19 protein-coding genes and 1 other RNA gene are annotated in these 23789 nt (G+C 56.2%); 12 read left to right on the forward strand and 8 right to left on the reverse strand.

Annotation, left to right across the window (positions count from 1 at the left end; translation table 11 throughout):
- Positions 1-103 precede the first annotated feature (103 nt).
- On the forward strand, positions 104-994 hold the full coding sequence (locus HMPREF2891_RS08800; protein WP_070665068.1) for a phosphatase PAP2 family protein: 891 nt from the start codon (positions 104-106) through the stop codon (positions 992-994).
- A gap of 49 nt (positions 995-1043) precedes the next feature.
- Here the strand turns inward: HMPREF2891_RS08800 and mgrA are convergent, their stop codons facing one another.
- The gene (mgrA, locus tag HMPREF2891_RS08805; RefSeq protein WP_070665069.1) at positions 1044-2129 is read right to left on the reverse strand and encodes an L-glyceraldehyde 3-phosphate reductase; all 1086 of its coding nucleotides are present in this window, start codon (positions 2127-2129) and stop codon (positions 1044-1046) included.
- A 333-nt stretch (positions 2130-2462) separates the two neighbouring features.
- On the opposite strand from mgrA, the gene HMPREF2891_RS08810 reads away from it, so the two are divergent.
- From HMPREF2891_RS08810 to HMPREF2891_RS08820, 3 genes are all read left to right on the forward strand, one after another.
- Positions 2463-4343 (forward strand): ribonucleoside triphosphate reductase, encoded by a 1881-nt coding sequence (locus HMPREF2891_RS08810; RefSeq protein WP_070665071.1) that lies wholly within the window; start codon positions 2463-2465, stop codon positions 4341-4343.
- Complete coding sequence (locus HMPREF2891_RS08815; protein WP_083311328.1) at positions 4343-5071, forward strand: anaerobic ribonucleoside-triphosphate reductase activating protein; 729 nt, start codon at positions 4343-4345, stop codon at positions 5069-5071. Before HMPREF2891_RS08810 ends, HMPREF2891_RS08815 begins: the two co-directional genes overlap by 1 nt.
- 67 nt (positions 5072-5138) lie before the next feature.
- Complete coding sequence (locus tag HMPREF2891_RS08820; protein WP_070665073.1) at positions 5139-6089, forward strand: variant leucine-rich repeat-containing protein; 951 nt, start codon at positions 5139-5141, stop codon at positions 6087-6089.
- Positions 6090-6100: 11 nt separating this feature from the next.
- On the opposite strand, the gene HMPREF2891_RS08825 is transcribed toward HMPREF2891_RS08820, so the two are convergent.
- Positions 6101-6964, reverse strand: a complete 864-nt coding sequence (locus HMPREF2891_RS08825) for an SIR2 family NAD-dependent protein deacylase (RefSeq protein ID WP_261666863.1) — start codon at positions 6962-6964, stop codon at positions 6101-6103.
- A 213-nt stretch (positions 6965-7177) separates the two neighbouring features.
- Between HMPREF2891_RS08825 and HMPREF2891_RS08830 the strand changes: the two genes are divergently transcribed.
- Positions 7178-8563: a uracil-xanthine permease family protein gene (locus HMPREF2891_RS08830; RefSeq protein ID WP_070665074.1), complete on the forward strand. Its 1386-nt coding sequence runs from the start codon at positions 7178-7180 to the stop codon at positions 8561-8563.
- A gap of 63 nt (positions 8564-8626) precedes the next feature.
- On the opposite strand, the gene HMPREF2891_RS08835 is transcribed toward HMPREF2891_RS08830, so the two are convergent.
- Positions 8627-9325: a LytR C-terminal domain-containing protein gene (locus HMPREF2891_RS08835; RefSeq protein WP_070665075.1), complete on the reverse strand. Its 699-nt coding sequence runs from the start codon at positions 9323-9325 to the stop codon at positions 8627-8629.
- Between the two features lie 140 nt (positions 9326-9465).
- Here HMPREF2891_RS08835 and HMPREF2891_RS08840 point away from each other — a divergent pair, with 140 nt between their 5' ends.
- Positions 9466-10611: an acyl-CoA dehydrogenase family protein gene (locus HMPREF2891_RS08840; protein ID WP_070665077.1), complete on the forward strand. Its 1146-nt coding sequence runs from the start codon at positions 9466-9468 to the stop codon at positions 10609-10611.
- A 109-nt stretch (positions 10612-10720) separates the two neighbouring features.
- Positions 10721-11938, forward strand: a complete 1218-nt coding sequence (locus HMPREF2891_RS08845; protein ID WP_070665079.1) for an arginine deiminase — start codon at positions 10721-10723, stop codon at positions 11936-11938.
- A gap of 24 nt (positions 11939-11962) precedes the next feature.
- Here the strand turns inward: HMPREF2891_RS08845 and HMPREF2891_RS08850 are convergent, their stop codons facing one another.
- A complete protein-coding gene (locus HMPREF2891_RS08850) occupies positions 11963-13279 on the reverse strand; it encodes an MFS transporter (protein ID WP_230205988.1) in 1317 nt (438 codons plus the stop codon).
- Positions 13280-13350: 71 nt separating this feature from the next.
- On the opposite strand from HMPREF2891_RS08850, the gene HMPREF2891_RS08855 reads away from it, so the two are divergent.
- Positions 13351-13947, forward strand: coding sequence for an ArsR/SmtB family transcription factor (locus HMPREF2891_RS08855; protein WP_070665083.1), 597 nt, complete (start codon positions 13351-13353; stop codon positions 13945-13947).
- A gap of 226 nt (positions 13948-14173) precedes the next feature.
- Positions 14174-15466: a Fic family protein gene (locus HMPREF2891_RS08860; RefSeq protein WP_070665085.1), complete on the forward strand. Its 1293-nt coding sequence runs from the start codon at positions 14174-14176 to the stop codon at positions 15464-15466.
- A 131-nt stretch (positions 15467-15597) separates the two neighbouring features.
- Here the strand turns inward: HMPREF2891_RS08860 and ffs are convergent.
- From ffs to HMPREF2891_RS08880, 4 genes are all read right to left on the reverse strand, one after another.
- Positions 15598-15693: signal recognition particle sRNA small type (gene ffs / locus HMPREF2891_RS08865), an RNA gene on the reverse strand.
- An 89-nt stretch (positions 15694-15782) separates the two neighbouring features.
- Positions 15783-16574, reverse strand: coding sequence for an ABC transporter ATP-binding protein (locus tag HMPREF2891_RS08870; RefSeq protein WP_070618609.1), 792 nt, complete (start codon positions 16572-16574; stop codon positions 15783-15785).
- Between the two features lie 4 nt (positions 16575-16578).
- Entirely contained in the window at positions 16579-17568 is a 990-nt protein-coding gene (locus HMPREF2891_RS08875) for an ABC transporter substrate-binding protein (RefSeq protein ID WP_070665087.1), read from the reverse strand.
- Positions 17569-17590: 22 nt separating this feature from the next.
- Positions 17591-18613, reverse strand: a complete 1023-nt coding sequence (locus HMPREF2891_RS08880) for a FecCD family ABC transporter permease (protein ID WP_070618606.1) — start codon at positions 18611-18613, stop codon at positions 17591-17593.
- A gap of 326 nt (positions 18614-18939) precedes the next feature.
- Here HMPREF2891_RS08880 and HMPREF2891_RS08890 point away from each other — a divergent pair, with 326 nt between their 5' ends.
- From HMPREF2891_RS08890 to HMPREF2891_RS08900, 3 genes are all read left to right on the forward strand, one after another.
- Positions 18940-20670, forward strand: coding sequence for an ABC transporter ATP-binding protein/permease (locus HMPREF2891_RS08890; protein ID WP_233187648.1), 1731 nt, complete (start codon positions 18940-18942; stop codon positions 20668-20670).
- A 6-nt stretch (positions 20671-20676) separates the two neighbouring features.
- The gene (locus tag HMPREF2891_RS08895; protein WP_070665091.1) at positions 20677-22404 is read left to right on the forward strand and encodes an ABC transporter ATP-binding protein; all 1728 of its coding nucleotides are present in this window, start codon (positions 20677-20679) and stop codon (positions 22402-22404) included.
- Between the two features lie 335 nt (positions 22405-22739).
- Entirely contained in the window at positions 22740-23747 is a 1008-nt protein-coding gene (locus HMPREF2891_RS08900; protein WP_070665093.1) for an ADP-ribosylglycohydrolase family protein, read from the forward strand.
- Positions 23748-23789: the final 42 nt, after the last annotated feature.

A 23789-nucleotide genomic window follows, 5' to 3' on the forward strand; every position in this document is an offset into this window, starting at 1 on the left:
CTGATAACAGGTTAGGTGAGGTGGATCGCTCGCGCGCGTCGAATCGAATCAAATGGGGCGGGATGAGATTATTATTCACTGGTAACACGTGGAGGGAACAAGAGTGAGCGACCAGGGGCAAACCCCGATATTCACAGCGAATAGTCGGCGCACACTACGCGTCGTACTCACTTTTGGTGCGCTCTTAGCGCTACTTCTGCTGGCCATCGGGGGCTTATATACGAGCACGGGCCAACTTCTGGATCAGGCGGCTTTGGACGTTGCGATGCAGCGCGCCTCCAGCTTCGACTGGGTTAACGGCATACTGACCAACTCGATCTCGCTGTACACCGTCGCGATTGCCGCGGGCGTAATCATGCTGATTGCGGCCGTGCGAGGACGCTTCGCACTCGCGCTGCGTGCCGGCGTGATGATACTCGGCGCAAACCTAATGACACAGGTGCTGAAAACCTACCTGCTACACCGCCCCTACCTGGGGATAGGTTTTGACCTGCCCAACTCGTTCCCATCGGGACACACCACACTCCTGGTGTCACTAGCGTTGGCGCTCGCGGTCGTGCTGCCGCGCGAAATCCGCTCAATCACGGGGTTCGTACTGTCGTTTGTTGTGGCCGGCCTGGTCATTTCAATAGTTATCCTCGGCTGGCATAGGCCCCTCGACGTCATCGGAGGCATCCTGGTGGCGTTCATGTGGGCGATGGCGCTTGCGCCGCAGGAGGAACCCAGCCCGCCCTCGGACCGCCTAAATACCGGGGCAATCATCGGTTCTTTGGTAGTCCTCGTTCTGCTGATTACCGCGTTCATGATTAAGCGCGATCAGTTGGCGGCAACTCTTACGCACGTCTCGCAGGGAGTGCCGGTAGACGCTTTAGCTACTGGATCTCGCGCGCTTGCTCACATATACACCGCCGGCACATGCGCAATACTCGCCGCCCTGGTTGTATTAGCCATTAACCTCGTGGTCTACCTTCAAACCGGGCGCAAACGCGCATAAAACGAGGCCGGGACGCGCCCGGCCTCGCTCATGTTATCTGGATCAACTGCTACTTCTTGGTTGAATCTGTAGCGCCGCGCCAAATGTTGATGCCGGCTTCAACCGCGTACTGGTCGATCTGCTCGATTTCTTCGTCGCTGAACTCCAGGTTTTCGGTGGCCTTGAGGTTCTCCTCCAGCTGTTTCACCGAAGAAGCACCAATCAGGGCCGAATCCACGCTGTAACCATTCTGGTCGCGGAGCACCCAGGAGATCGCCATCTGGGCCATCGTCTGGCCGCGCTGCTCGGCGATCTTTGACAGTTTGCGTACATGATCCAGGTTCTCTTCGCGAAGCATGTCGTGGCTGAGCGACTTGCCTGCGGCCGCCCTCGAATCCGCAGGAATGCCGTGCAGGTAGCGTCCGGTAAGCAGGCCCTGCGCCAGGGGGCTGAACACGATCATGCCCATGCCTTCGCGCGCACACGTCTCGATCAGGTTCGGCTCGCCCTCCTCAACCCACCTGTTCAACATCGAGTAGGACGGCTGGTGAATAGCCAGCGGCGTGCCCAGGTCACGCATGATTGCCTGCGCCCGCATCGTATCTTCTGGCGAGTATGAAGAAATGCCCACGTATAGTGCTTTGCCAGCTTTGACCGCGCTATGGAGTGCAAGCATGGTTTCTTCAAGGTCGGTGTCGGCGTCGGGGCGGTGAGAATAGAAAATATCCACGTAGTCCAGGCCCATGCGCTGTAAAGACTGATCCAGCGAGGCCGTCAGGTACTTACGCGAACCGCCGTTGCCGTAGGGGCCGGGCCACATGTCCCAGCCGGCTTTGGAAGAAATGATGAGTTCGTCGCGATAGGGAAGCAGGTCTTCGTGCAGGATGCGACCAAAGTTCTTCTCTGCGCTACCAAATGGAGGTCCGTAGTTGTTGGCGAGGTCGAAGTGGTTAACCCCCAGGTCGAATGCGCGGCGAACGATGTCGCGCTGGGTTTGTAACGGCTTGTCGTCGCCGAAGTTGTGCCAAAAGCCAAGTGAGACGGGAGGAAGTTGCAGACCGGTCTTGGCCAGGCGACGGTATTCCACGTTGTTGTAGCGGTCCGAAGCTGGCGCGTACTCGTCGATGCCGTAGTTTGGGATTCTGGAATTCCTCATGTGTCCCTCTCTGCGCGTTTTTGTGATGCATTGCACATGCGCGCGACGCAGAAAATAACGAATGTGTCCTCATTAATCGTACCCAGGGATCGAATGGATTTTGGGCGGGGTCGAGAATTGCCTGAAATGTTAGGAAAAGTAGCGCCTGCCTCGCCTCGAAAATCGGTTTAGAGTCCGCGCCACGCCGAAACGATATACAAATTGACACCCTATCTAGTAGTTGCAATAGTGTAACTACACAACATGTAGGGGTTGTGGTGCGTTTTCGATCTCATGCGCCAACTCTTACGTAACGATGCGAAACCCCAACCCAAAAGGAAGCAGTGAGCGAGTATGCACTCAGAAAATGGCGCTGTGCCGGTTTACAACGTGGACGCAATCTCCACCATCGACGAGTACCTGGATCAGTCTGACTGGCGTGTAAACGCGAACGCGAACCAGGATTACTCCGTGGGCGGCCTCATTCTCAATACGGCTGGGAAAATGGTTGCAAACTACTGGCTCACGCGTGTTTTCAGTGCCGAGGCCGGCGCTGCGCACCGCGAGGGTGACATTCACATTCACGACCTCGACATGCTGTCGGGCTACTGCGCCGGATGGTCCCTCAAACAACTCTTGCAAGAGGGTTTCAACGGGGTTCCGGGCGCCATCGCATCCGCGCCGCCCAAGCACTTCTCGTCCGCCTGCGGCCAGATTGTGAACTTCCTGGGCACCTTGCAGAACGAGTGGGCCGGAGCGCAAGCGTTCTCCTCGTTTGACACCTACATGGCGCCTTTCGTGCGCCTGGACAACATGAGGTACGAGGACATCTTGCAAAATATGCAAGAGCTTATCTACAACCTGAACGTTCCCTCGCGCTGGGGTTCGCAGTGCCCGTTTACGAACCTGACGTTTGATTGGACCTGCCCGGAGGATCTGAAGAACGAAACGCCCCTCATTGGCGATGAGCTGTGCGACTTCACCTACGGTGACCTGCAGGCGGAAATGGACATGATTAACCGCGCGTTCATGGAGGTCATGACGGGCGGTGACGCGGACGGTCGCGTGTTCACGTTCCCGATCCCTACCTACAACATCACGCCCGATTTTGATTGGGAGGGCGAGAACACAGATCTGCTGTTTGAGATGACCGCGAAGTATGGCCTGCCCTACTTCCAGAACTTCTTGAACTCGGACCTTGATCCGGGCATGATCCGTTCGATGTGCTGCAGGCTCCAGTTGGATCTGCGCGAACTGCTCAAGCGCGGCAACGGCCTGTTTGGATCGGCAGAACAGACCGGTTCGATTGGCGTTGTAACGATCAACATGGCCCGCCTCGGATACCTGTTTGCGGGTGATGAGGACGGCTTGTACAAGCGTTTGGACCAGCTGATCGATATTGCATCTGACACGCTGGAGAAGCGCCGCAAGGTTGTGCAGCACTACATGGATAACGGATTGTTCCCCTACACCAAGCGCTACCTGGGCACGTTGGATAACCACTTCACCACTATCGGCGTGAACGGCATGAACGAGATGGTTCGCAACTTCACGCTGGATGAACATGACATTACGAGCGAGTATGGCCACGACATGGCGGCGCGCATCCTCGATCACGTGAATGAGCGCATGGTTCATCTTCAGGAGAGCACGGGCAACCTGTACAACCTGGAGGCCACGCCCGCGGAGGGCACCACTTACCGCCTGGCGCGCGAGGACCAAAAGCGCTTCCCCACCATCATTCAGGCGGGCACACCGGACGCGCCCTACTACACCAACTCTTCGCAGCTACCGGCCGGTTACACGGATGATCCGTTCGAGGCCCTCGAAATGCAGGAGGAGTTGCAGGGCAAGTACACGGGCGGAACGGTGTTGCACCTGTACATGGGCGAGCGAGTCTCCTCGGCTAAGGCTTGCAAGGAACTGGTGCGCCGCTCGCTGGCCGCGTTCAAGGTTCCCTACATTACGATCACTCCGACCTTCTCGATCTGCCCAACGCACGGTTATCTCGCGGGAGAGCACTTCGATTGCCCCAAGTGTGCGGATCGCGGACGCGAGCAGGCATGCGAGGTGTGGACCAGGGTTATGGGCTACTTCCGCCCGGTAACTTCGTTCAACTCTGGCAAGCAGTCGGAGTACAAGGAACGCCAGATGTTCACTGAGCAGGCGGCAAGTGAGCACGGGCCGCTGCGCTCTCGCGTTGCACAAAAGGCGCAGCTGGAGGCGCAAGCATAGTGTTTGAGGCGGATGCGCGGGACCTACAGATTGCGGGTCTCGCGCCCATGTCTACCGTGGATTGGCCAGGAAAACTCGTTGCCACGGTGTTCACGCAGGGGTGCCCTTGGGCGTGTGGGTACTGCCATAATCACGCGATCATTGACACGCGTGTGCCCGGCGTTGTTGCGTGGGATGAGGTGGTTGCTTTGATGCGCCGCCGCCAAGGCCTGCTCGACGGCGTGGTGTTTTCTGGGGGAGAAGCCACGCGCCAGCGCGCCCTGTTGGCAGCCGCGGCTGAGGTGAAACAGATGGGTTTCGAGGTGGGCCTGCATACTGCCGGGCCGTACCCGAAGCTGCTTGATGAACTGCTTGGCACCGGCCTGGTTGATTGGGTGGGTATGGATGTGAAAGCTACCGCGCAGAACTATCCTCGCGTTGTGGGGCGGCCCAACTCGGGTGAGAAGGCGTGGGAGTCACTGGGCATCCTGCTTCGCCGCGCCCGCGAGCAGGATTTTGACTACGAAGTGCGCTTAACGGCGTTCCCCGCCTCGTTTGGTGACGAGCTGGACGTGGCGCGCGGATGCTTCGAGGCCGGCGTGAAATCGTTCGCTCTCCAGCAGGCGAGGGCAGAAGGGGCGCCCGATAATTTCCAGGCGGATCTGCCCGGATGGCAGGATCAGTTCGACGCGCTCGCTCGCGATATTGGCTCTCTTGGCTTTGAATCCTTCATTGTTCGCCCCGCTTAAACTCTGGAAATGCGCTAGGTTCATGGAATACTAGCCACGTCAGATATTTGCCTATAAGGGGACTTCCATGAACACGGATCCGACTGCTTCACCGCAAAGACCGGATTTAGCGCAGATTGCCGCCAACCCGGCAACGAACCTGGAAGTTTTACGCACGCTCGCTTTTGAATACCCAAAGTTGCGTCCGGTGATTGCGCTGAACCCGTCCACCTATCCGGGGCTTTTGGAGTGGCTGAGCGAATTTGATGACGAGGCCCTAAAAGCTGCCCTGAAGCAGCGTGAGGAATCCGGCCCGGTCTACCCCTCTGATTCGGCGGATGCGCCGCTCGCGGCCGGCGCGGCAACTGGGGCGGGGTCGCAGGAGCCGGTGCGTAACTCTGCACAGACTGCGGACGCAGACGAGGACGACTCGCAGCAGCATTCGAATAAAACGGGCCTGATCGCCCTGATCATTCTGCTTGTTATTGCGATCCCATTGGTGTTTGTGGCTGCGAAACTGCTTGTTGGCACTCCCACGGCTCCCCGGCCGGAACCTTCTACTACTGTTTCCGCAGAGTCGGAGGCCACCGCTACCCCCTCGGATACGGGGGCGTCGGAGGAGGCCACTACGGCTACGGAAATCAAGTTCCCGGCTCCTGGGGAGGCCGCGGATTTGGAGCTGGTTGCGGCTCCCTCGGGAAATATTCTTTGCAAACTGACAGACGGGTCGGTGGCATGCACGGTTTTGCAAACCCAACAAGGTATGCGTGGCGGGGCATGTGATGACGGATCTGTAACGGTTGTGGCAACCGCGGAGGGTGTGAAGCGCGATTGTTCGCTGCGCGTGAATGCGCAGGGCGCAACCAAGGTGGATTACGGCCAGTTCGGCAAGTCCGGGGACGTTGCGTGCGGGTCTCAGTACAACGGGATTTCGTGCTGGAACGTGAAGACGGGCCAGGGATTTGCCGTATCGCGACAGGGCTGGGCTACAACCGATAAGGGATTCTTGCCCGAAGACCAGTTCCCCTGGGTCCAATAGGTCTGCGAGTGCTAAACCTCCACGCCAAGCTTTTCGGCAACGGCGGTGAGGATTTGCGAGGCCCCTCCCTCTATCCGTAGATCGGCGTAGGCATCTACCTGGGTGGGGCCGCGGTTAATCACGACGAGTTTAGTATCAGGATTGCGCAGCCCCTCTTGAGCTACCCAAACTCCTGTTCCAACGATCATCGAGGAGCCAACTACCAGTAGCACGCCTGCCTCGCGCGCGTATTGGAACGCCAGGTCCATGGCGTCTGCGGGTAGCATCTCGCCGAAAAATACCACCGAGGGTTTTAGCGGACCGCCGCACTTTGGGCACGGTGCAACCTTGAAGGTTGAAGCGTTAGCGCCAGCCTCGTCCACGTTGGCGAGGATTGCCACGTGCGCCGGATCAGGGTCATCCACCACGTCGGGGTTTAGTTTGCGCAGCCACTGGTCAACCTCGCTGCGCGGATAGTTGGCGCCGCACATGACGCAGTCCGCGGTATCGAAGGTTCCGTGTAGCAGGGCGGGGCGGTCAATGCCGGCTCGCACGTCGAGCCCGTCCACGTTTTGCGTGGCAATGCCATTTACGTATCCAGCTTTTTGCAGGGCGGCAACGGCCAGGTGTGCGGGGGTGGGGGATAGGCCGGCAACGGTTTTCCAAGTTTCTTGGTTGCGTTGCCACACCCAGCGCTGCCACTTTGGATCCGACATGAATAGGTCGAAGTCCACGGTTCGGCCGCCGGAGGATCCTGTGCCGCGGTAGTCGGGGATTCCCGCGTCGGTGGACATGCCTGCTCCCGCGACTATGGCGGTGGTGTGTCCGCGCATCATGTCCGCAAGTGCATCAACTTTTGCCTGGTTCGTTTCGCTAAGTTGCGTGTAATTAGTCACTTCAGATCACCCTATTTCCCATTGTAGGCGCGGAAAACCGCAAAATGTCGCGGCTAAGTGAGGGTCTATTAATTTCCGAGGACTCCGGCCCGCGCCCTGGGCGGCCACGGGTTGGACACGAGTTTGGTGGATTGGGGGCAGGGCGATACCGTGGAATTCCGGTCGGGCTAAGCGTGTGTTTAGCCGTGGTGACAAAACACAGATCGGAATTCCATGAGCACATCTGCTTCGGGGCGCAGGTCCCAGCTTCAAAAGTTCTTTTCGTGGCGACTTCACGGGGATGGGAAGTCGATTTCTCCCGGTGAGGTAGTGATGCCGTATGAGCGTCTGACTTGGCCTCGCACTATTGGTATTGGCGCGCAGCACGTTGTTGCAATGTTTGGTGCAACGTTCCTGGTGCCGTTGCTGACGGGGTTCCCACCTAACACGACGCTGTTCTTTACGGCGATTGGCACCCTCCTCTTCCTTGCGATTACTGCCGGGCGCCTTCCGTCTTATCTTGGTTCTTCGTTTGCGTTGATCGTTCCGATCGTGGCCGTGTCCCAGTCTTTGGGCCCGGCTTTTGCTTTAGGTGGCATTATCGCAACGGGTGCAACGCTGGCGACGGTTGGCGTGATTGTACACTTTGCGGGCGCGCGTTGGATTGACGTGGTTATGCCGCCGATTGTTACGGGCACAATCGTTGCGCTGATTGGTTTTAACCTTGCGCCGGCTGCGTGGAACTGGGTGCAGCAGGCTCCGGTCACGTCGGTTATTACGATTGTTGCGATCTTGTTGACCACGGTTTTGTTTAAGGGCATTATTGGCCGCTTGTCGATTCTGGTGGGCGTGCTGATTGGTTATGCGGCCGCGGCGATTCAGCACGAGGTGGATTATTCCGCTATTGGTGAGGCCGCATGGTTTGGTTTGCCGCAGTTCCACGCGCCGCAGTTTGCCTGGTCTACGCTGGGCCTGTTTGTTCCGGTGGTGTTCGTGCTGGTTGCGGAGAACGTGGGTCACGTTAAGTCGGTTGCCGCTATGACGGGACAAAATCTTGATGATATTACGGGCCGCGCCCTGTTTGCTGATGGCCTGTCCACGATGATTGCGGGTTCTGGTGGCGGTTCGGGTACCACTACTTACGCGGAGAATATTGGCGTTATGGCTGCTACCCGCGTGTACTCGACGGCCGCTTACGTGGTTGCCGCACTGTTCGCACTGGCACTGTCTTTGCTACCCAAGTTTGGTGCGATAATTTCAACGATTCCCGCGGGTGTGCTGGGCGGCGCCGCCACGGTGCTGTACGGCATGATTGGTATGCTGGGCGTGCGGATTTGGGTGCAGAACCAGGTTGATTTCGCTGATCCGGTGAACTTGAACACCGCGGCAGTGGCAATGATTATTGCGATCGCAAACTTCACGTGGGTTCCAGCTGGCATGGAGTTTGGTGGTATTGCGCTGGGCTCTGCGGCAGCGATTGGCGTTTACCACTTGATGAGGTGGATTTCGAAGGTGCGGGGCACAAACCTAGAGGCGGCTTCGCCGGCCTCCGCGCCTGCTGGTACTGATCTTGAGTGGGAGGGCTACGCGTCCCGCCACAAGGGTGCGGGCCAGCAGTAACAATCGGCAGAGAAAGTTAGCGGCTTCCCGTAGTGGGGAAGCCGCTAACTTTTTGTGCTTGAGTTACTCGCTCGGTTCAGGTTCTGTGGCCGTCTCAGTTCCGGTTTCGCTGGGCGAGGTTTCTTCTTCGCCGGGCTGCTCGGTCTCGTCCTCGGCGGGAATCAGCTTGCAGTTTTCTACCTGCTTCAGCGGGTCCGTGTTAGAGAGCAACGCCGCGACTTCCTCGCTACTTGGCAGGTCGGTGAAGCGTTCGCCCAGAATAATGGTGACGCTTGCAGGGTCGGACGGCGCGTAGCGGACCGTGGAATCGGTGAATGCTCGTGCCAGGGTGTAGGCGGCTACCACTTGGGAGCGCCCGGCTGTGAGCTTCACGGTTCCGTAAAACTGGCCTTCGTAGTTGCCCGTCGCGTCAATGGTTACGCCCTGTTCTTCTAGCGACTGGGCAATCGAGTTTGCCAGTCCGGGCCTGCCGGTAGCGTTTAGGACGGTTGCATGAATGCCGTCGAGGCTTGCAGGTTTTGAATCTTCAGGGAAGCACGGCACCTCGCCCGCCTTTGCTTCATCTTTGCCCTGCGAAAACTCGTTGAAGAACGGGGTTGGCAAAATGCCTGTGAAAACGAGCAGGGACAGCAGGGAAAGGGCAACCATGATCGAGGCGATCACGGAAAACGCAAGATTTTGACGCCGCTGGCGTGCCTCTCGAAACTGTAGGCGAGGGCTGGTTTTGCGCGGCTCTACTGGTTGGGGCGAGGTGGGATTCACCCTGTTAACTCTAGTCTAATTGGGCGTTATTGTGCACCAACCTGGGACGGGCGGCGCGCCAATAGTGCGAAGCTTTGAGCGAGCGTGTAAGTCTTAGGGGAGCGCATTCGCGTCCAACAAGCTATTGCAAGGAGTTCAAATTGGGTTTCCTCAATGAGGATTTGCTAGAGCGCATCCATTCGCGTGCGGACCGTTATGATCGGGAGAACGAGTTTCCGTTTGAAGACTATGAAGAGCTAAAAGAGGCGGGCTACTACGGCGCATTCGTGCCAAAAGAGTATGGCGGGGCAGGTCTTACACTCGCGGAAATTGCAAGGGAACAGACGCGTCTAGCTAAGGCGGCTCCGGGCACGGCGCTGGGCATTAATATGCATCAGATCATTGTGGGTTTGGGGCGCCACATGGTTTCGCGCGGCAACATTAAGGGCGAGCAGATTCTTCGCGGAGCGGTCGCAGGCGAGCTGTATGGCTTCGGTATTTCAGAGCCGGCTAATGACCGCGTGCTACTCGGTTCGCTAACCGAGGCGCGCCCTGACGATCAGGGTGGCTACTCGTTTTATGGCAAGAAGGTGTTCACCTCGCTGTCGCCGGCGTGGACCAAGCTGATGACGTTTGGGCGCGATTCCGTTTCAGAGGATGGTCCGAAGTCGGTGTTCGCACTGTTGTCGCGCGAGGGCGGTGGCTTCCAGATTCTGGATGACTGGGACACGATGGGTATGCGGGCCACGCAGTCGAACTCCACGATACTCGAGGGGGCTCACGCGGATGAGGACGCGGTGCTTGCGCGCATTGACGAGGGGCCGTCGCTCGACCCGGTGTTCCTCGGCATTTACGCGAACTTTGAGATTTTGCTGGCTGCAACGTACGCGGGTATTGGCGATCGCGCAGTTGAGGTTGCGGTAGAGACAGTGAAGAAGCGCCGTTCGGTTATGAACGATGCGCCTTATTCGGATGATCCTGATATTCGCCGCATCATCGCTACGGCGGCGGTGGAGATGGACGGCATCCACCCGCATATTGAGCACATTTCTAACGCGTTTGAGGCATTCGAGGATCGCGGTTTCTTGTGGTTGCCGCAGCTTTCGGCAGTTAAGCACCGCGCTGTTGAGGCCGCGTTGTTCTCGGTGCAGCAGGCTGTGCGCGCGTGTGGTGGTTCGTCTTACTACAACTCCAGGGAGCTTTCGCGCCTCTATCGTGATGTGGTTGCGGGCTTGTTCCAGCCCTCGGATGCCGAGTCCGTGTATTCGGGTTGGGCGGCGATGCTACTGGGGCCCAAGTCTAAGTAGCTTCGGCTTTTTGAGGGGATCGGGTGTCTGCCCGGTCCCCTCTTTTGTTTACATGCGGTGCGGGGGCACGGTTTTTGCGCAAAGATAGAGGAAGCCGAAGGAGTTAGTGATGTCGCTAGGTGTTTATTCTGAGGTTGGGCAGTTGCGCGAGGTGATCGTGTATCGGCCAGGTAAAGAGATGGACCGGCTGACGCCCTCGAATATTGAACAACTGTTGTTCGATGACGTGTTGTGGTTGTCGCAGGCGAGGCGTGATCACAACGCGTTTGTGCAAACGCTTGCTAGTCAGGGTGTGAAGACCCTGTATTTGAATGACTTGTTGAAAGCGGCGTTGCGTAATGAGGAGGCTAGAAAGTACGCGGTAGATGCGGCATTCTTGGATGACTATTTCGGGGTGAGTGCAGCGAGCGCGTTGCGTGAATACGCGGCGGGGTTGGACAGTGATGACCTGGCGGATTTGCTGATAGATGGGCTAACTAAGCAGGAGCTTGAAGACGAGCTTGGCCACGTGGAATCAACGTATTTTCACCGTTTCCACGGCGATGATTTGGTGGCGCCGTGTTTGCCGAACTTGTATTTCACGCGCGATACGTCGATGTGGATGTACGGTGGCGTGTCAGTTAATGCGATGCAGATGAGGGCGCGCCGGCGCGAAACGATTATTTACAACGCGGTGTATGGCTGGAATCCGCGGTTTGTGGGCGAGAATTTCAAGTTTTGGGCGCGGTGGAGCGTTCGTGACGCAACGGTAGAGGGCGGCGACGTGTTGGTGCCCGGCAGGGGCGTTCTGCTTGTGGGGTTGTCGGAGCGCACAACGCCGGCCGGTTTGGAGGGTTTGGCGCAGGCTGTGTTTGCGGATCCGGATGTGCATACGGTTGTGGGCGTGATGATGCAGCGGGAGCGCGCTCAGATGCATTTGGATACGGTGATGACGATGGTTTCGCCGGACACGTTCATGGTGTACAAGCATTTGGGACTGTTGGATACGGTTGTGATTCGCCGGGGTGCGCGCGGTGGTTTGGATGTGCGCGTGGAGGATGCGGCGAATATGCATGGCGTGTTTGCGAAGGCATTGGGGGAGCCGGATTTGCGGTTTATTTCGACGCCGGAGACGGGGCCAAATGCGGAGCGGGGCCAGTGGAATGATTCGTGTAATCTGCTGGCGGTTCGCCCCGGGGTGGTGCTTGCGTATGACAGGAACGAGGCTGCCAACGAGTTCCTTTCGGCACAGGGCGTTGAGGTTTTGACGGTTCCCGGCGGGGAGCTTGGCCGTGGCCGAGGAGGCCCGCGCTGCATGTCTTGCCCAATATCGCGCGACCCGGCCTAGTGTGCCGGGCCGCGGAATCCAGTGTTATCGCCCTGTAATCCCCCACTCGGAAGGGATCCCAACCCTACGAAATTCGGGCAGGAGCGCGGTTGCGCAACCGGCTAGCAAGTTCAAGGCAATGAACATCGCCAATGTGGCGGTGTATCCGAATGCGTCAAGTCCAACTCCAGCCATAATCGGTGCAAGAGGTAGAAGCCCGGCGTTGATGAGGCCGGCTGCTGCCCCGATGGATCCGATTTGATCTTCTGGAATTTGCGCGATGGACCACCCCGATGCGGCGGAATTAAATAGGGGCACACTCAGCGCTGCGATCGCTACAAAAATGAGAACCACGTAGAAGTTGTCGATCACAAGCAGGGGAGTGAGTGCCACGCCCTCAAAAATTAGGGAGGCGATGGCTAGTTTTCCCGTGGGTATGCGGCTAGTTATTCGCCCTGCTATTAGCGATCCGATGATCATTCCAACAGCGATAGCTGTGGATACAAGTCCAATCCGAGCCTCGTTTGCGCCACTTGCGGCAAGACTCAAGATGAGGGTTTGAATGGTTCCATTGAGTGCAGCCGCGGTAATGGCGACGAGTACGGTCAGAGTTGTGATGGTCGGGTGGTGTTTCAACCATCTGAAGCCTCCCGCAATCTGATCGCGCACGCGAAGTGCTTCGGTGGTTGCGTCGGCTTCTTCTGATAAGGACGTTGCATTTGAGGCTTGTGCTCTGCCCGGCCTCAGGTCAGCTTTGATAGTGCGCGAGAAAAACCAGGCAATAGCATGTCCGATGGTTTGCGCTGCAAATGGGGCCCAGACCGAGAGGGCAACGAGAAATCCTCCCACCGGGCCTGAAGCCATCTGTATGGCTCCGTCTCGCGCTTGATTAGCGGCGAGGGCGCGCGGTAGCTGCTCGCCCGGTACGAGTTGGCGTAGCGCGGGAATGGAGACTCCGCCAAAGAATCCACTGCGTAGACCGGATAGTGCCGCAAGTGCGAACAAAGTGGCCGTGTTGAGGTTGCCGGTTAGGTAGGCAACTATGGCGCTTGCCCAAATGAAGACGCCGAGCCCGTGCCCAACTACAAGTAGTTTCTTTCGGTCAACACGGTCGGCCACTACTCCTCCGGGCAAGTACATGAGTAAGGAGCTGATCATTGAAACGCCGCCTATGGCTCCGGCAAGGCTGAGTGATCCGGTGATTGCAAGCCCGATGAGGGGCATAGCGAAAGCTCTTATAGCGTTCCCAGCGTCTGCCGCGACGTCTGAAACGAACCATTTCAGGTAGTCCGCGTTTCGGTGTAAAGGTTTCGCTGCCACGGTGTTCTCTGTTTTTGTATGGGTTGCTTCGTTGATGCTCATGGCAACAACCATAGATCAGCAAATAAGTTTGCGCAAGAAACCTTGCGCAAAATATTCTGTATTGTTTATTTATGGCGACTAACGGCGAAGTTTTGTTAAAGACGCTGGCAAATCCAAAGCGGATGGATATTTTGTACCAGCTTGCATTTCATGATGAGGGCGCCCGCGTGAGTGATCTGGCGCAAGCGCTAGGGGAGGCGCCGAACTCGGTGTCTTATCATGTTCGCGAACTGGCAAAAGCAGGAATTGTTGAAAAGTTTGATGCTCCGGGTGGCGACGCGCGTGAGACTTGGTATCGCATTGCAGGAGAAGGCATCAAAGTTGATTCTTCCACTGAAGCCGGTGGCAGGGATCTGGGTGCTGTTATCGAGCAGCTTTATGATTCGGTTGGCAACTCGTCGGTAGTTAGTCGCTATCGCGCGGCAGCCGCAAATGCTCCGGGCGGAGATGATGTTGTCTTTGGTTTTCAGAACGTGCTCCGCCTAACTGAAGAGCAGAAGAATGAGCTTTTTGCAGGGTTGCGCAGTGTTTTGGAACGTGCGATGAGTCAAAATGACGAGCATAAGAAGCGCCTCGCTGATGCGGGTGAGCGCGAGGAAACGCTGCAAAACACTGAACGTGTATATGTGAGTATTGATTACTTCCCGGTGATAGAGCAGGGCGAGTAGGCGGATTCCTTTTATGTTCGAGGCCCCGGCTTGGTGTCGAGTTGGTCGCGTGCGGGTTTGATGGGTAGTCGGATTTGGTTGCGCTCGTTAGGGCGTAAAGGTGAATGTGCGGATCTGCTGTTCATGTTTAATCGCTAAAAGTGCAGAAAATCGGTTTCTATTCATGTTTAACCCTTAAAGGTGATAATCTGGCGACTCTGTTAATGGATAAGCGGAAAGGGTGAACATGGGTATCTTCACTGAAGCTAAATGGGAAGCTGACCACACCCTCCCGGGACGAGCTAACAGGCGCGGCGGATCGTACTGGTATTACTTGCCTGACCGGTTAACAACGCTTCAAGTCTCGATCAGTCCTCAGCTTAGCGAGGAGATCGCTGCTGTTGAGCGCCGCGTCCTCGCCCTAGCGCAGGCAGATGGCATCACAGAGCTTGAAGATTTGTCCCGCTTCTTGTTGCGTTCCGAAGCCATCGCATCCTCGCAAATCGAAGGAATCGTGCCCGCGGCAAAACAGGTCGCTTTGGCAGAGATAGGTGAAGCAGAGGATATTCGAGGAATCTCGGATGCGGCGAAGCTCGTCGCCCGGAATATGACTGTGGTTCGAGAGGCATCGGATCGCCTTGCTCGATCGCAGGGTGTTGCTATCACCGATTTAGAGCAGCTGCAAAGAGCGTTACTGGGAGCTGATCATCCGGCAGTTGGGATCCGAACGGTACAAAACTGGGTGGGAACGTCGAACTATCATCCAATCGGCGCGGAATATGTGCCGCCGGCGCCACGCCTTGTTCCCGACTTATTGGAAGACCTACTGTCTTATCTGAATGGTGCGACGCACGGTCCACTTGTGCAGGCTGCCCTCGTTCATGCGCAGTTTGAATCTATTCACCCATTTGTTGATGGCAATGGGCGTGTTGGGCGTGCGCTGATCCATACGGTTTTGACTCGCCGCGGCCTCACTTCAAGTCGCCTGCTGCCGGTTAGCCTCGTGCTGGCAACATTTCGAGAACAGTATGTAGCCGCTTTGAACGATCTTCGTTTTGAAGGATCGCCTGAAGCGCCCGAGAATGCTAGGCGGATCGCTGAGTGGATAAGAATATTTTCGAGGGCGGTGGACGAGGCTGTGACGCAGGCTGAGGACCTGCGGGCACAGCTGTTGCTACTGGCTGAGCAGTGGCGCGGGCAGCTCGAGGCTTTCCGAGCGGCTAATAATTACACGCGCGCGTTGCGTTCAGATTCGGGCGTGGCGCGTATTTTGGGGCGGCTTGCGGGCACTCCGGTTTTGACGGTTAAGACGGCAAGCCAGATTTATGGCTTGTCGGTTCAGAATGCTTCAGAGGCGTTAACTCAGTTAGCTGATGCGGGTATCTTTTCTACTCGTTCGATTGCGCGTGGAACTACGGCGTTTATTGCGAATGAGGTTTTAGATCTTGTAACGCTTAGCGAGCGTAAGCTTGCATCAACTCAGTTTGATACGCGAGTAAGCAAACCTGTGAGGCAGGTTCCTAGGTTCCCTCGCAGTTGAGCACGATACAGGGGCTCCCTCGTAGTTGAGCCCGATAGTTATCGGACGGAAGCGCGCCCGCCTCGTGGGCTGATTTGAACTCGTTGGCGGGCTTGAACTCGAGGTCTGGTTGAGCTCCCGCGCTGGTGAATATAAAGGATCCCTCACGTACCCGGCAGAGCTACCGTATCCTTGCTGCCTTCCGGCCCTGGGGAGGTTCGGGTGATACCGTCACGCGAGGGATCACGCCCAGTTTACTAAACCGCGCGGCGATTACAAAAGGTGGAGGCTTGCCGGCTGTTCGGTGAGGAGAAAGTGAGTGCCTGCCTGCAGGTTATCAACGGTTGAGGTGCAGCGGTTCCTGCAATGGCTTGAAGCTGAATTGTTTAGTGCCCGCATCGTTTACTTCGGTGGCGCTGACGCCGTAGACTTCGCGGATAAGTTGCGGCGTTAGGATTTCCGCCGGGTTGCCCTTGGTATGCAGGTGTCCGTTTTTGAGGATGATGGCGTTGTCGCAGTAGCGTGCAACGAGGTTGAGGTCGTGCAGGATAATAACGGCGGTGTCGCTGACTTTCCTGATGACACTGAGAATTTGGTGTTGGTATTTGACGTCCAGATGATTAGTGGGCTCATCAAGAAGGATGCATTTGCATTGTTGAGCGAGTGAGCGGGCGATGAGGACGCGTTGGCGTTCTCCTCCAGAAAGGGTGTGAACGTATCGGTCTTGGGCATAGCTCATTCCGACGGCTTCGAGGGCTTCGCGCGCAATTTTATGGTCGGTGGCGTTGTAGCCTTGGATGTCTTTGCGGTGGGGTGCTCGTCCAAGTAGCACGATGTCAATGACGCGGGTTTGGTCCATGTCTTGTTCGAATTGTGAAACGACCGCGATGCGTCTGGCAACTTGGCCTGGGCTGAGTGTGCTCAGTGGGTCACCGTTGATGGTGATTCTCCCCTCGGATAGTTTTTGCGCAGCGAATAGGGATCTCATGAGGGTGGTTTTTCCAGAGCCATTAGGCCCGGCAATTCCAAGGATTTGTCCTCGAGGTACCTCAAAAGAGACGTTGGTAAGGACTTGGGTGTTCCCAAACCGGACGCTAGCGTTTTCTATCTTGAGGGGAGAATCGCTCATCGGTTTATTTCCCTAGTTCCTTCAACTGCTTGGCTAGCTCAAGGGTGCCGTGTATTGCCGTGGGCGAGGCGTAGGCAGCAGCTGATTCGGCGTAGATGATGTTGCCGTTCTTCACGGCTTTCATGTCGTTGTAGCCGGGAATTTTCGCAAGGCGTTCTAGGGAGCTTTCTTTTGTAGCCCCGCCCATGCCGGTGAGCACGATGACGACGTCGGGGTCTGATTTGACGAAAGCTTCAGGAGCAATGGGGCCTTGGTGTGGGTGGTAGTTCGGGTCAATTGCGGTTTCTAGGTTGAGGGTTTTGTTGATTTCTCCCACCACGCCCTGGTTGCCGTAGCTGAACAGCTCAGGATCTTCCCCGTAGTAGTAGGCGTAGGAAACTTTGCGTCCTTTACCGATTTTTTCGCTTCTGACTTGCTCAAGTTGGGCTTTGAGATCAGCAACCGTGGCGTCGGCTTTGTCTGACGTGCCCATGAGCTTGCCGAGCTGGGTCACTTCTGCCAAGATCGCGTCGAAGGACTCGTTTTCTGGTTGATCCGGGTAGAAGTAGGAGCATTCTGGTGCGTCAACGATGGCAGGGATGCCTTTCGCCGCGACTGCCTCAGGGCTTGAGTTTTCAGAGCTGAACCCGCCACCGTAGGCCAGGTCGGGCTCTAGTTTCAGCAGCGCTTCCATTGAGATGGACTCGTTGGAAAGCACGTCGATACTGTCTGCTTTTGAGCCAATCCACGCTGGTGGTTCTTCGCCCCATTCGTTGGCGCGGCCGATGATGGAGTCCTGCGCGCCAGCGGCGAACAGGTAAGCCAAGCCGGTTACACCCATCGAAACGGTTTTCTTCGGGTGAGTGTTGAAGGTTGTTTCTACTCCGCAGTTGTTGATGGTAATAGCGTCGTTTTCAGCGTTGGTGTTGGGATTATCAGTTTCTGAGCAGGCGGTTAGCGCGCCAGCGGCGAGCATAACGCCGAGAGTGCCGGCGATGATTTGTTTCTTCATCATCACGGGTTTTCCTTTCTGTTTTCTATTTGGAATATCTTTTGATTAGGGCCATTAGCATCGGAGTTCCTACAAGCGCGGTAAGGATGCCAATAGGTATTTCGGCGGGTCGGATTATGATGCGAGTGCAGGTGTCGGCTATGACAACTAGGAGTGCGCCGCACAAGGCGGCGATGGGTAGTGCGGCCCGCGTTGTGGAGCCAACCAGTTGTTTGGTGATGTGGGGAACCACAAGGCCAACGAAGCCGATTGCTCCGGTGAGGGACACGAGGACGGCAACGGTTAAGGCTACGACGAGGAACAGTAGGTTGCGGTAGAGGCGGGGGCTTGTCCCTAGTGAGATTGCGGTATCGTCACCAAGGTTCAGTATGTCTACCCTCCTGCCCCACATTGCGAAGCAGGCGAGGGCGACAATGACCACCGCGGTGGCAAGTGCGGTGTCACCCCAAGTGGCATTGGATAGAGAGCCGAGCGTCCAGAACATGACTGATTTGGTTCCGGCAGCGTTTTTTGCCATGAGTGTGATCAGGCTGGTCAGCGCTGAAAATAGGTAGGTGGTTGCCATGCCCGCAAAAATGATGCGCGTGGGAGTGATTTTCCCGCCGGCTGAGGCCAGAAGGGTGACGAGGATGATGGCTGCTAGTGCCCCAAGGAAAGCGCCGATGGTGACGCCCAGTGCGGATAGTACACTGCTGGAGGCGCCCAGGACGATGACGGCGGCCGCGCCGGCAGATGCACCCGACGAGATGCCGAGGATGTAGGGGTCTCCTAATGGGTTGCGCAAAAGTGATTGGGTTATGAGGCCGCATATGCCAAGGCCGGCACCAACTATTGCTCCAAGAACAGCGCGGGGGAATCGGACCTGCCCGATGATTTGGGTGTCAACGTCATTGGTGGGCGTGTGTAATAGGGTGGTTTTGATGCCTTCGAGCGCTGCGTATAGGGAGATGTCAGTGGCTCCTACGATTACCGCAACAACAAGGGCGCACACCAGCAGGATGGATAACGCGGCGGCTAGGACAAGGCGTTGATAGCGCTTAGTTAACATGGTGCGCTCATGCCTTTCATACTCGCACTACCTGTCGCAACATAACCCCCATGGATTTGCGTGGTCAGAGCAGTTCCGCCACTGACGTGGAGCAGATTTCCCTCAGATAAGCGGATCTGTTCTAGAAGCTGGGCATTGCCCGCGCATACCTCATTGCGCTGCAAAATCTGCGGGTTCACAAGCCCTCCTGGCTGGTGTGATAAAGCTGTGCGCTCTTGTCATGCTGAGAGAAACATGCCAAACTGCACTTAGGTAAGCCTAACCTAAGGTTAGTTTTGTGGCTAGTCCTGCTTTCTTCAGACACGCGAAGGTGGATAACCATGTTCATGAAGCAGCGTTTAGTGATGCGCGCAGCCGGGCTATCCGTGAGGATGTTGACTCCCGCCGTTTTAGTGGGCGTCCTCGTCTCTGGCTTGTTCATCGCCACTGCGGTATGTAACGCGATCCTGTTTAATGAACTACTCACTACCCGCCACATGCCTACAGTGATGGGCCTGATCGTAACTATCGTCATCTTGCTTTTGGTTCGCCCACTAGTGCAGGTGGGCGGGCAACTGTTACAAAACCGTGCCGGACTGGTGGTGAAAAGCCGGTTGCGCCGTGCCCTCCTTGAACAAATCGACGCTCGCGGTCCCATGCGGGCGGGGTTTGGCCGTTCTGGGCAAATCCAGTCGGTTGTGACTGATGGGGTCGAGGCAGTGGAGCCCTACTTCGTTAAGTACTTCACCCAGCTGGCGGTCACTGTTATTACCGCTACAGGGTTGACGATAGCTATCGGAGCAATCAGCCCGTTGATTGCGGGAGCGCTATTGATCTGCGGCGTCGCTATTATCGCTATCCCACGGCTATGGGACAAAGCCCTTTCCGATCGGGGGCAGTCCCACTGGATCGCGTATGAGGATCTCAACGCGGACTTTGTTGACGCCATGATGGGAATGGCAACGCTGAAATCGTTTGGGGCCGCCCAAAATCACGGTGAGAAACTAGCTAAGCAATCACGCCAATTGTTGTCAGCAACAATGGGCCAGCTTCGCCTTTCGCTGGGGGAAACCGGCCTGTCCAGCATGATGAAGGTGCTTGGTCCTGCTCTTGGCCTGGTTATTGCTATCAGCTTGATACGGGCCGGCGATATGCCGATGAACCACTTGTTCATCATCACTTTGTTATCGATTGAGCTGTTTCGCCCATTCACTGCATTGTCAACGTGTTGGCATGAGGCATTCTTCGGGATTTCTGCTCTGCCAGCAATGAGTGAACTATTCGATCAAGAGGGTGTCCAAACCAAACCCTCCGCAACGGTTGAACGTCACCATGATGGCACCGGGGTGTCCTTCATTGATACCAGCTACACGTATTTGGGTGCGACGAAGCCCGCGCTTTCAAACGTTACGTTCGACGCGCTGCCAGGGAAGACAACTGCTCTGGTTGGCCTGTCCGGGTCAGGTAAATCCACAGCATTAGGGCTACTGATGGGTTTTGACCATCCCAATAGTGGAACGATCACGGTTGGTGGCGTGCCAGCAGACCAACTGAACATTGCGCAGGTAGCTACCCTGGTTCCGCAAGATCCCATTATTTTCCCTGGAACTATCAGATCCATATTGGCTGAAGCTAACCCGAAAGCCGATGACGAGGCAATGATGAACGCCTTAACTTTGGCCTGCGCTAACGATTTGCACCAGGATGTCAGCGGTCAAGCAGGAAATGACAGTGTGCTTGACTTGGTGATTGAGGAGCATGCCCACAATCTTTCTGGCGGGCAGAAACAGCGGTTAGCGATTGCGCGTGCTCTGATTCGCCAGTGTCCACTGCTGATCCTCGACGAATCTACGTCAGCGTTAGATACCCAGACGGAAACCGCTGTGCTTTCCAATATTCGCCGTGCTTATCCGGATCTCACGCTTATTCTGGTCACCCACCGCACGGATGCCGCTGCGCAAACAGATCACGTTGTGGTGATGGGAGATGGCCGCGTGCTCTGCGCTGGTGCACCCCAGATTCTGGCTGGTGAAGACAACGCGTGGTCACAGCTTATCGACGCACAGTTAGGAGCCTGATCCGCCATGTTTTCTACGTTTAACGACTTCACTGCGCTGATGAAACGGCTACGCGAATGTGTTCCCCTTTTCGTTTCCTCCACGATCGTTACCGCTTTGGCGCAAATCAGTGTTGTGGGTGTGTCGGTTACGTCCGTGTGGGTTTCAACCCGGTTCATTCTTGACCCGGCTCATGACCTCACGCCGCTGGTGACTTTGCTGTTCACTTTGGTGGTGGTTCATGCGGCCAGTACCCTGTTTGAAGTGTGGTGGTCGCACGAAGTTGCCTATCGAATTTTGCACACTTTGCGAGTGCACATCTATGGGGCTATCGAACGAATCGCACCACTCGGGCTCCACGGGAAACGCACTGGCGATGTGGCGTCAGCGGCCATGAATGATGCGGAACAGCTTGAGTGGTTTTATGCGCACACTGCGTCTACCGCAATCTGCGCGGTGTTCTCGCCAGTAGTGTTCACTGGTGTTCTTGTTAGCTTTGTGGGGCCGCTGGGGCTGATCATGCTAGTTCCCACTATCGCTATGATCGTATTCCCCTTCATTCTCATGCCCATTCAGCGTATGCAGGGCACACAGATGCGTAGTCAGCTAGCCGGGTTGCGGGTTGCGGTGTTGGACTCCATTCAGGGGCAACGTGAGTTGCGTTCCCTCGGAATGGTTGAGAAACAAAATCAGCTTATTCTTGACTTGACACGTCAAGTGCAGGCCACAAAAAATGCGCAAACCATGCGGCAAGCGTGGGAGTCAGCGTTCGCGATGATCGTTACCACGATCGGATCTACCATTTTGTTAATTATCCTCACTGGACGTGTGCTTGACGGCAGTTTGGATGCGGCGATACTTCCCGTTGCTGTGGTTTTGGCGGGGCTTGTACCCACGCCGGCCACCACGTTGGTGGGAATGCTTGGGCGCGTTGGAGAGATCGGTGCCTGTGCACACCGGATCAATACGATTCTTCACGTGAAAGACCCGATTCCTGCTGTACCTGAACCTCACCACACCGCCTATGACGGGGAGGAGAACTGTCTTGTTGTTGATAACGCGGTGTTTGCCTACCAGCTGGAGCTTCCGGTTATCAACAAAGTCAGCCTTACTGCTACTCCGCAACGTTCTGTGGCGATAGTTGGTAAGTCTGGGGCGGGTAAAACTACTTTGGCTAATCTCGCTATGCGCTATTTGGATCCGCGGTCGGGGCAGCTGCGTTTCGATGGGAAGAATTTGCGTGGCTATGAGCCGAACCGCTACCGAGACAGACTGGCCCTGGTGCCTCAGGACTGTCATATTTTTGCTGGAACTGTGCGCGATAATCTTATTTTGGCGAACCCTAATGCTTCTGATGAGGATATTTGGCGGGCTCTTGCTGATGCGGACATTAGCGAGTTGGTGACTTCGCTTGGCGGGCTTGACGCGAGGGTGGGTGATAGAGGAACCACGCTTTCTGGAGGGGAGCGCCAGCGCGTTGGGATTGCGCGTGCATTCTTGCGCAACCCGGATATGCTCATCCTTGACGAGCCATTAGCTAATATCGATCCGTTCCTTGAAACGTCTATTGCTAAGAACATTCGCCGCGCGCGGGCTGATCGCACGACGGTTGTTATTGCTCACCGGCTTGCTTCTATCCGGATTGCTGACCACATTATTGTTCTTGAGGATGGGCGCATTGTTGCTGACGGGGCCCACGAGCAGCTCAAAAACAACCCCACTTACGCTTCTCTTCTTGGGAGCCAAATAAACTAGTTGGTTGACAGCTTGTTTCCACCCGTTGGCTTTTGCACCTTGAATTCGACACACCGGGAAACCTTATATTGGTTCCGCATCCGGCAATGCTCGTGGGTTGTGGCAACGCTGGGTCTCATACGCTGGCTCACGTAACCTCGCGGGTGGGTATCGTAAGCTGGAGCTACGCAAAGCCCAAGAAGGGGAGCTATACCTCGTCGATAATTTCCGGTACTCGATCGTCGAGTTTTCGACACGAAACTAAATTGGAAGACGTTATCAAACGCGAACCGTATTGGAAGCGCGTGCTTTTAGCTCGGTAGCAGGGTCTTAATGACAACTAGGATGAGGCAGTCATGGGCGAGTTAGACAAACGAAATGAACTCTCTGCAGCTCAGGTCGAAGCGATGCTGCTGGGGGCTGCTACTGGTGATGCTTTCGGAGTTCCTTTCGAGTTCCTCTTGGCAGATGAAATAGCGCAGTATTCATTGGACGCGATGCGTGGTTCTGGTGATGATATTCCGGTTAACTCCTATTGGGGGCAGAAAATTCCTGCCGGAGCCTGGAGTGACGATACTTCAATGGCCGTGGCTACGATGGAATCCATTATCCGCACTGGTGGCGAACTGGATTTTACTGACCTGATGAATCAGTTTGTGGCGTGGTGGGAAAAAGGAGAATATAGCGCGCTCGATCATTCTTTCGGTCTAGGCGGCACTGTTGGTATGGCGATTGGTCGCTTTGAGAATGGTGTGCCGGCACTTGAATGTGGTGGAACTCGTGAGCGCGATAATGGCAATGGCGCGCTTATGCGTATCTTCCCTGTGGTGCTCTACCTGTTAGCGAAGCAAGCTGGCCGTGAAGAGAGGTGGGAGACCATTAGTAAGGCTTCTCGTGTTACTCATGGTCATGCTATTTCTCAGCTTTCCTGCATCATCTATGGTGAGTTTCTTGGCGCAATTCTTCGCGGAGACGATGTAGAGCAGGCGTATCGAGCGGCTATCGATCTTCCTTACCAGGACTGGTTGCCGGGTGACCAAGAGTGGCAGACAGCTTTGGCGGCACATAGGCGGATCTTGAGTGCAGAGCTAATCGGGCTTACGCCAAGTGATTTCAATGCGACTGGCTACGTGGTCGATACTTTGGAAATTGTCTTTTATTCTCTCCTTCATGCCGATACGTACCGTGAGGCGATGCAGATTGCAGTGAGCTTTGGCTTCGATACTGATACTTACGCGGCAATCGCTGGAGCGGCTTGTACCAAGGTGAACGCGATACCGCCGCAGTGGTTAGCGCCTCTTAAACGCCGCGACTATCTTGAAGACTTAGCGCAACGCTTTTCCCAAGTCCTGGAGCTGAACTAGATAAGGGAACCCAATTCGTGGCGATGGCTACGAATGCGACTA

The sequence above is a fragment of the Actinomyces sp. HMSC065F11 genome (assembly GCF_001813085.1).
GTDB classification, from domain to species: domain Bacteria; phylum Actinomycetota; class Actinomycetes; order Actinomycetales; family Actinomycetaceae; genus Gleimia; species Gleimia europaea.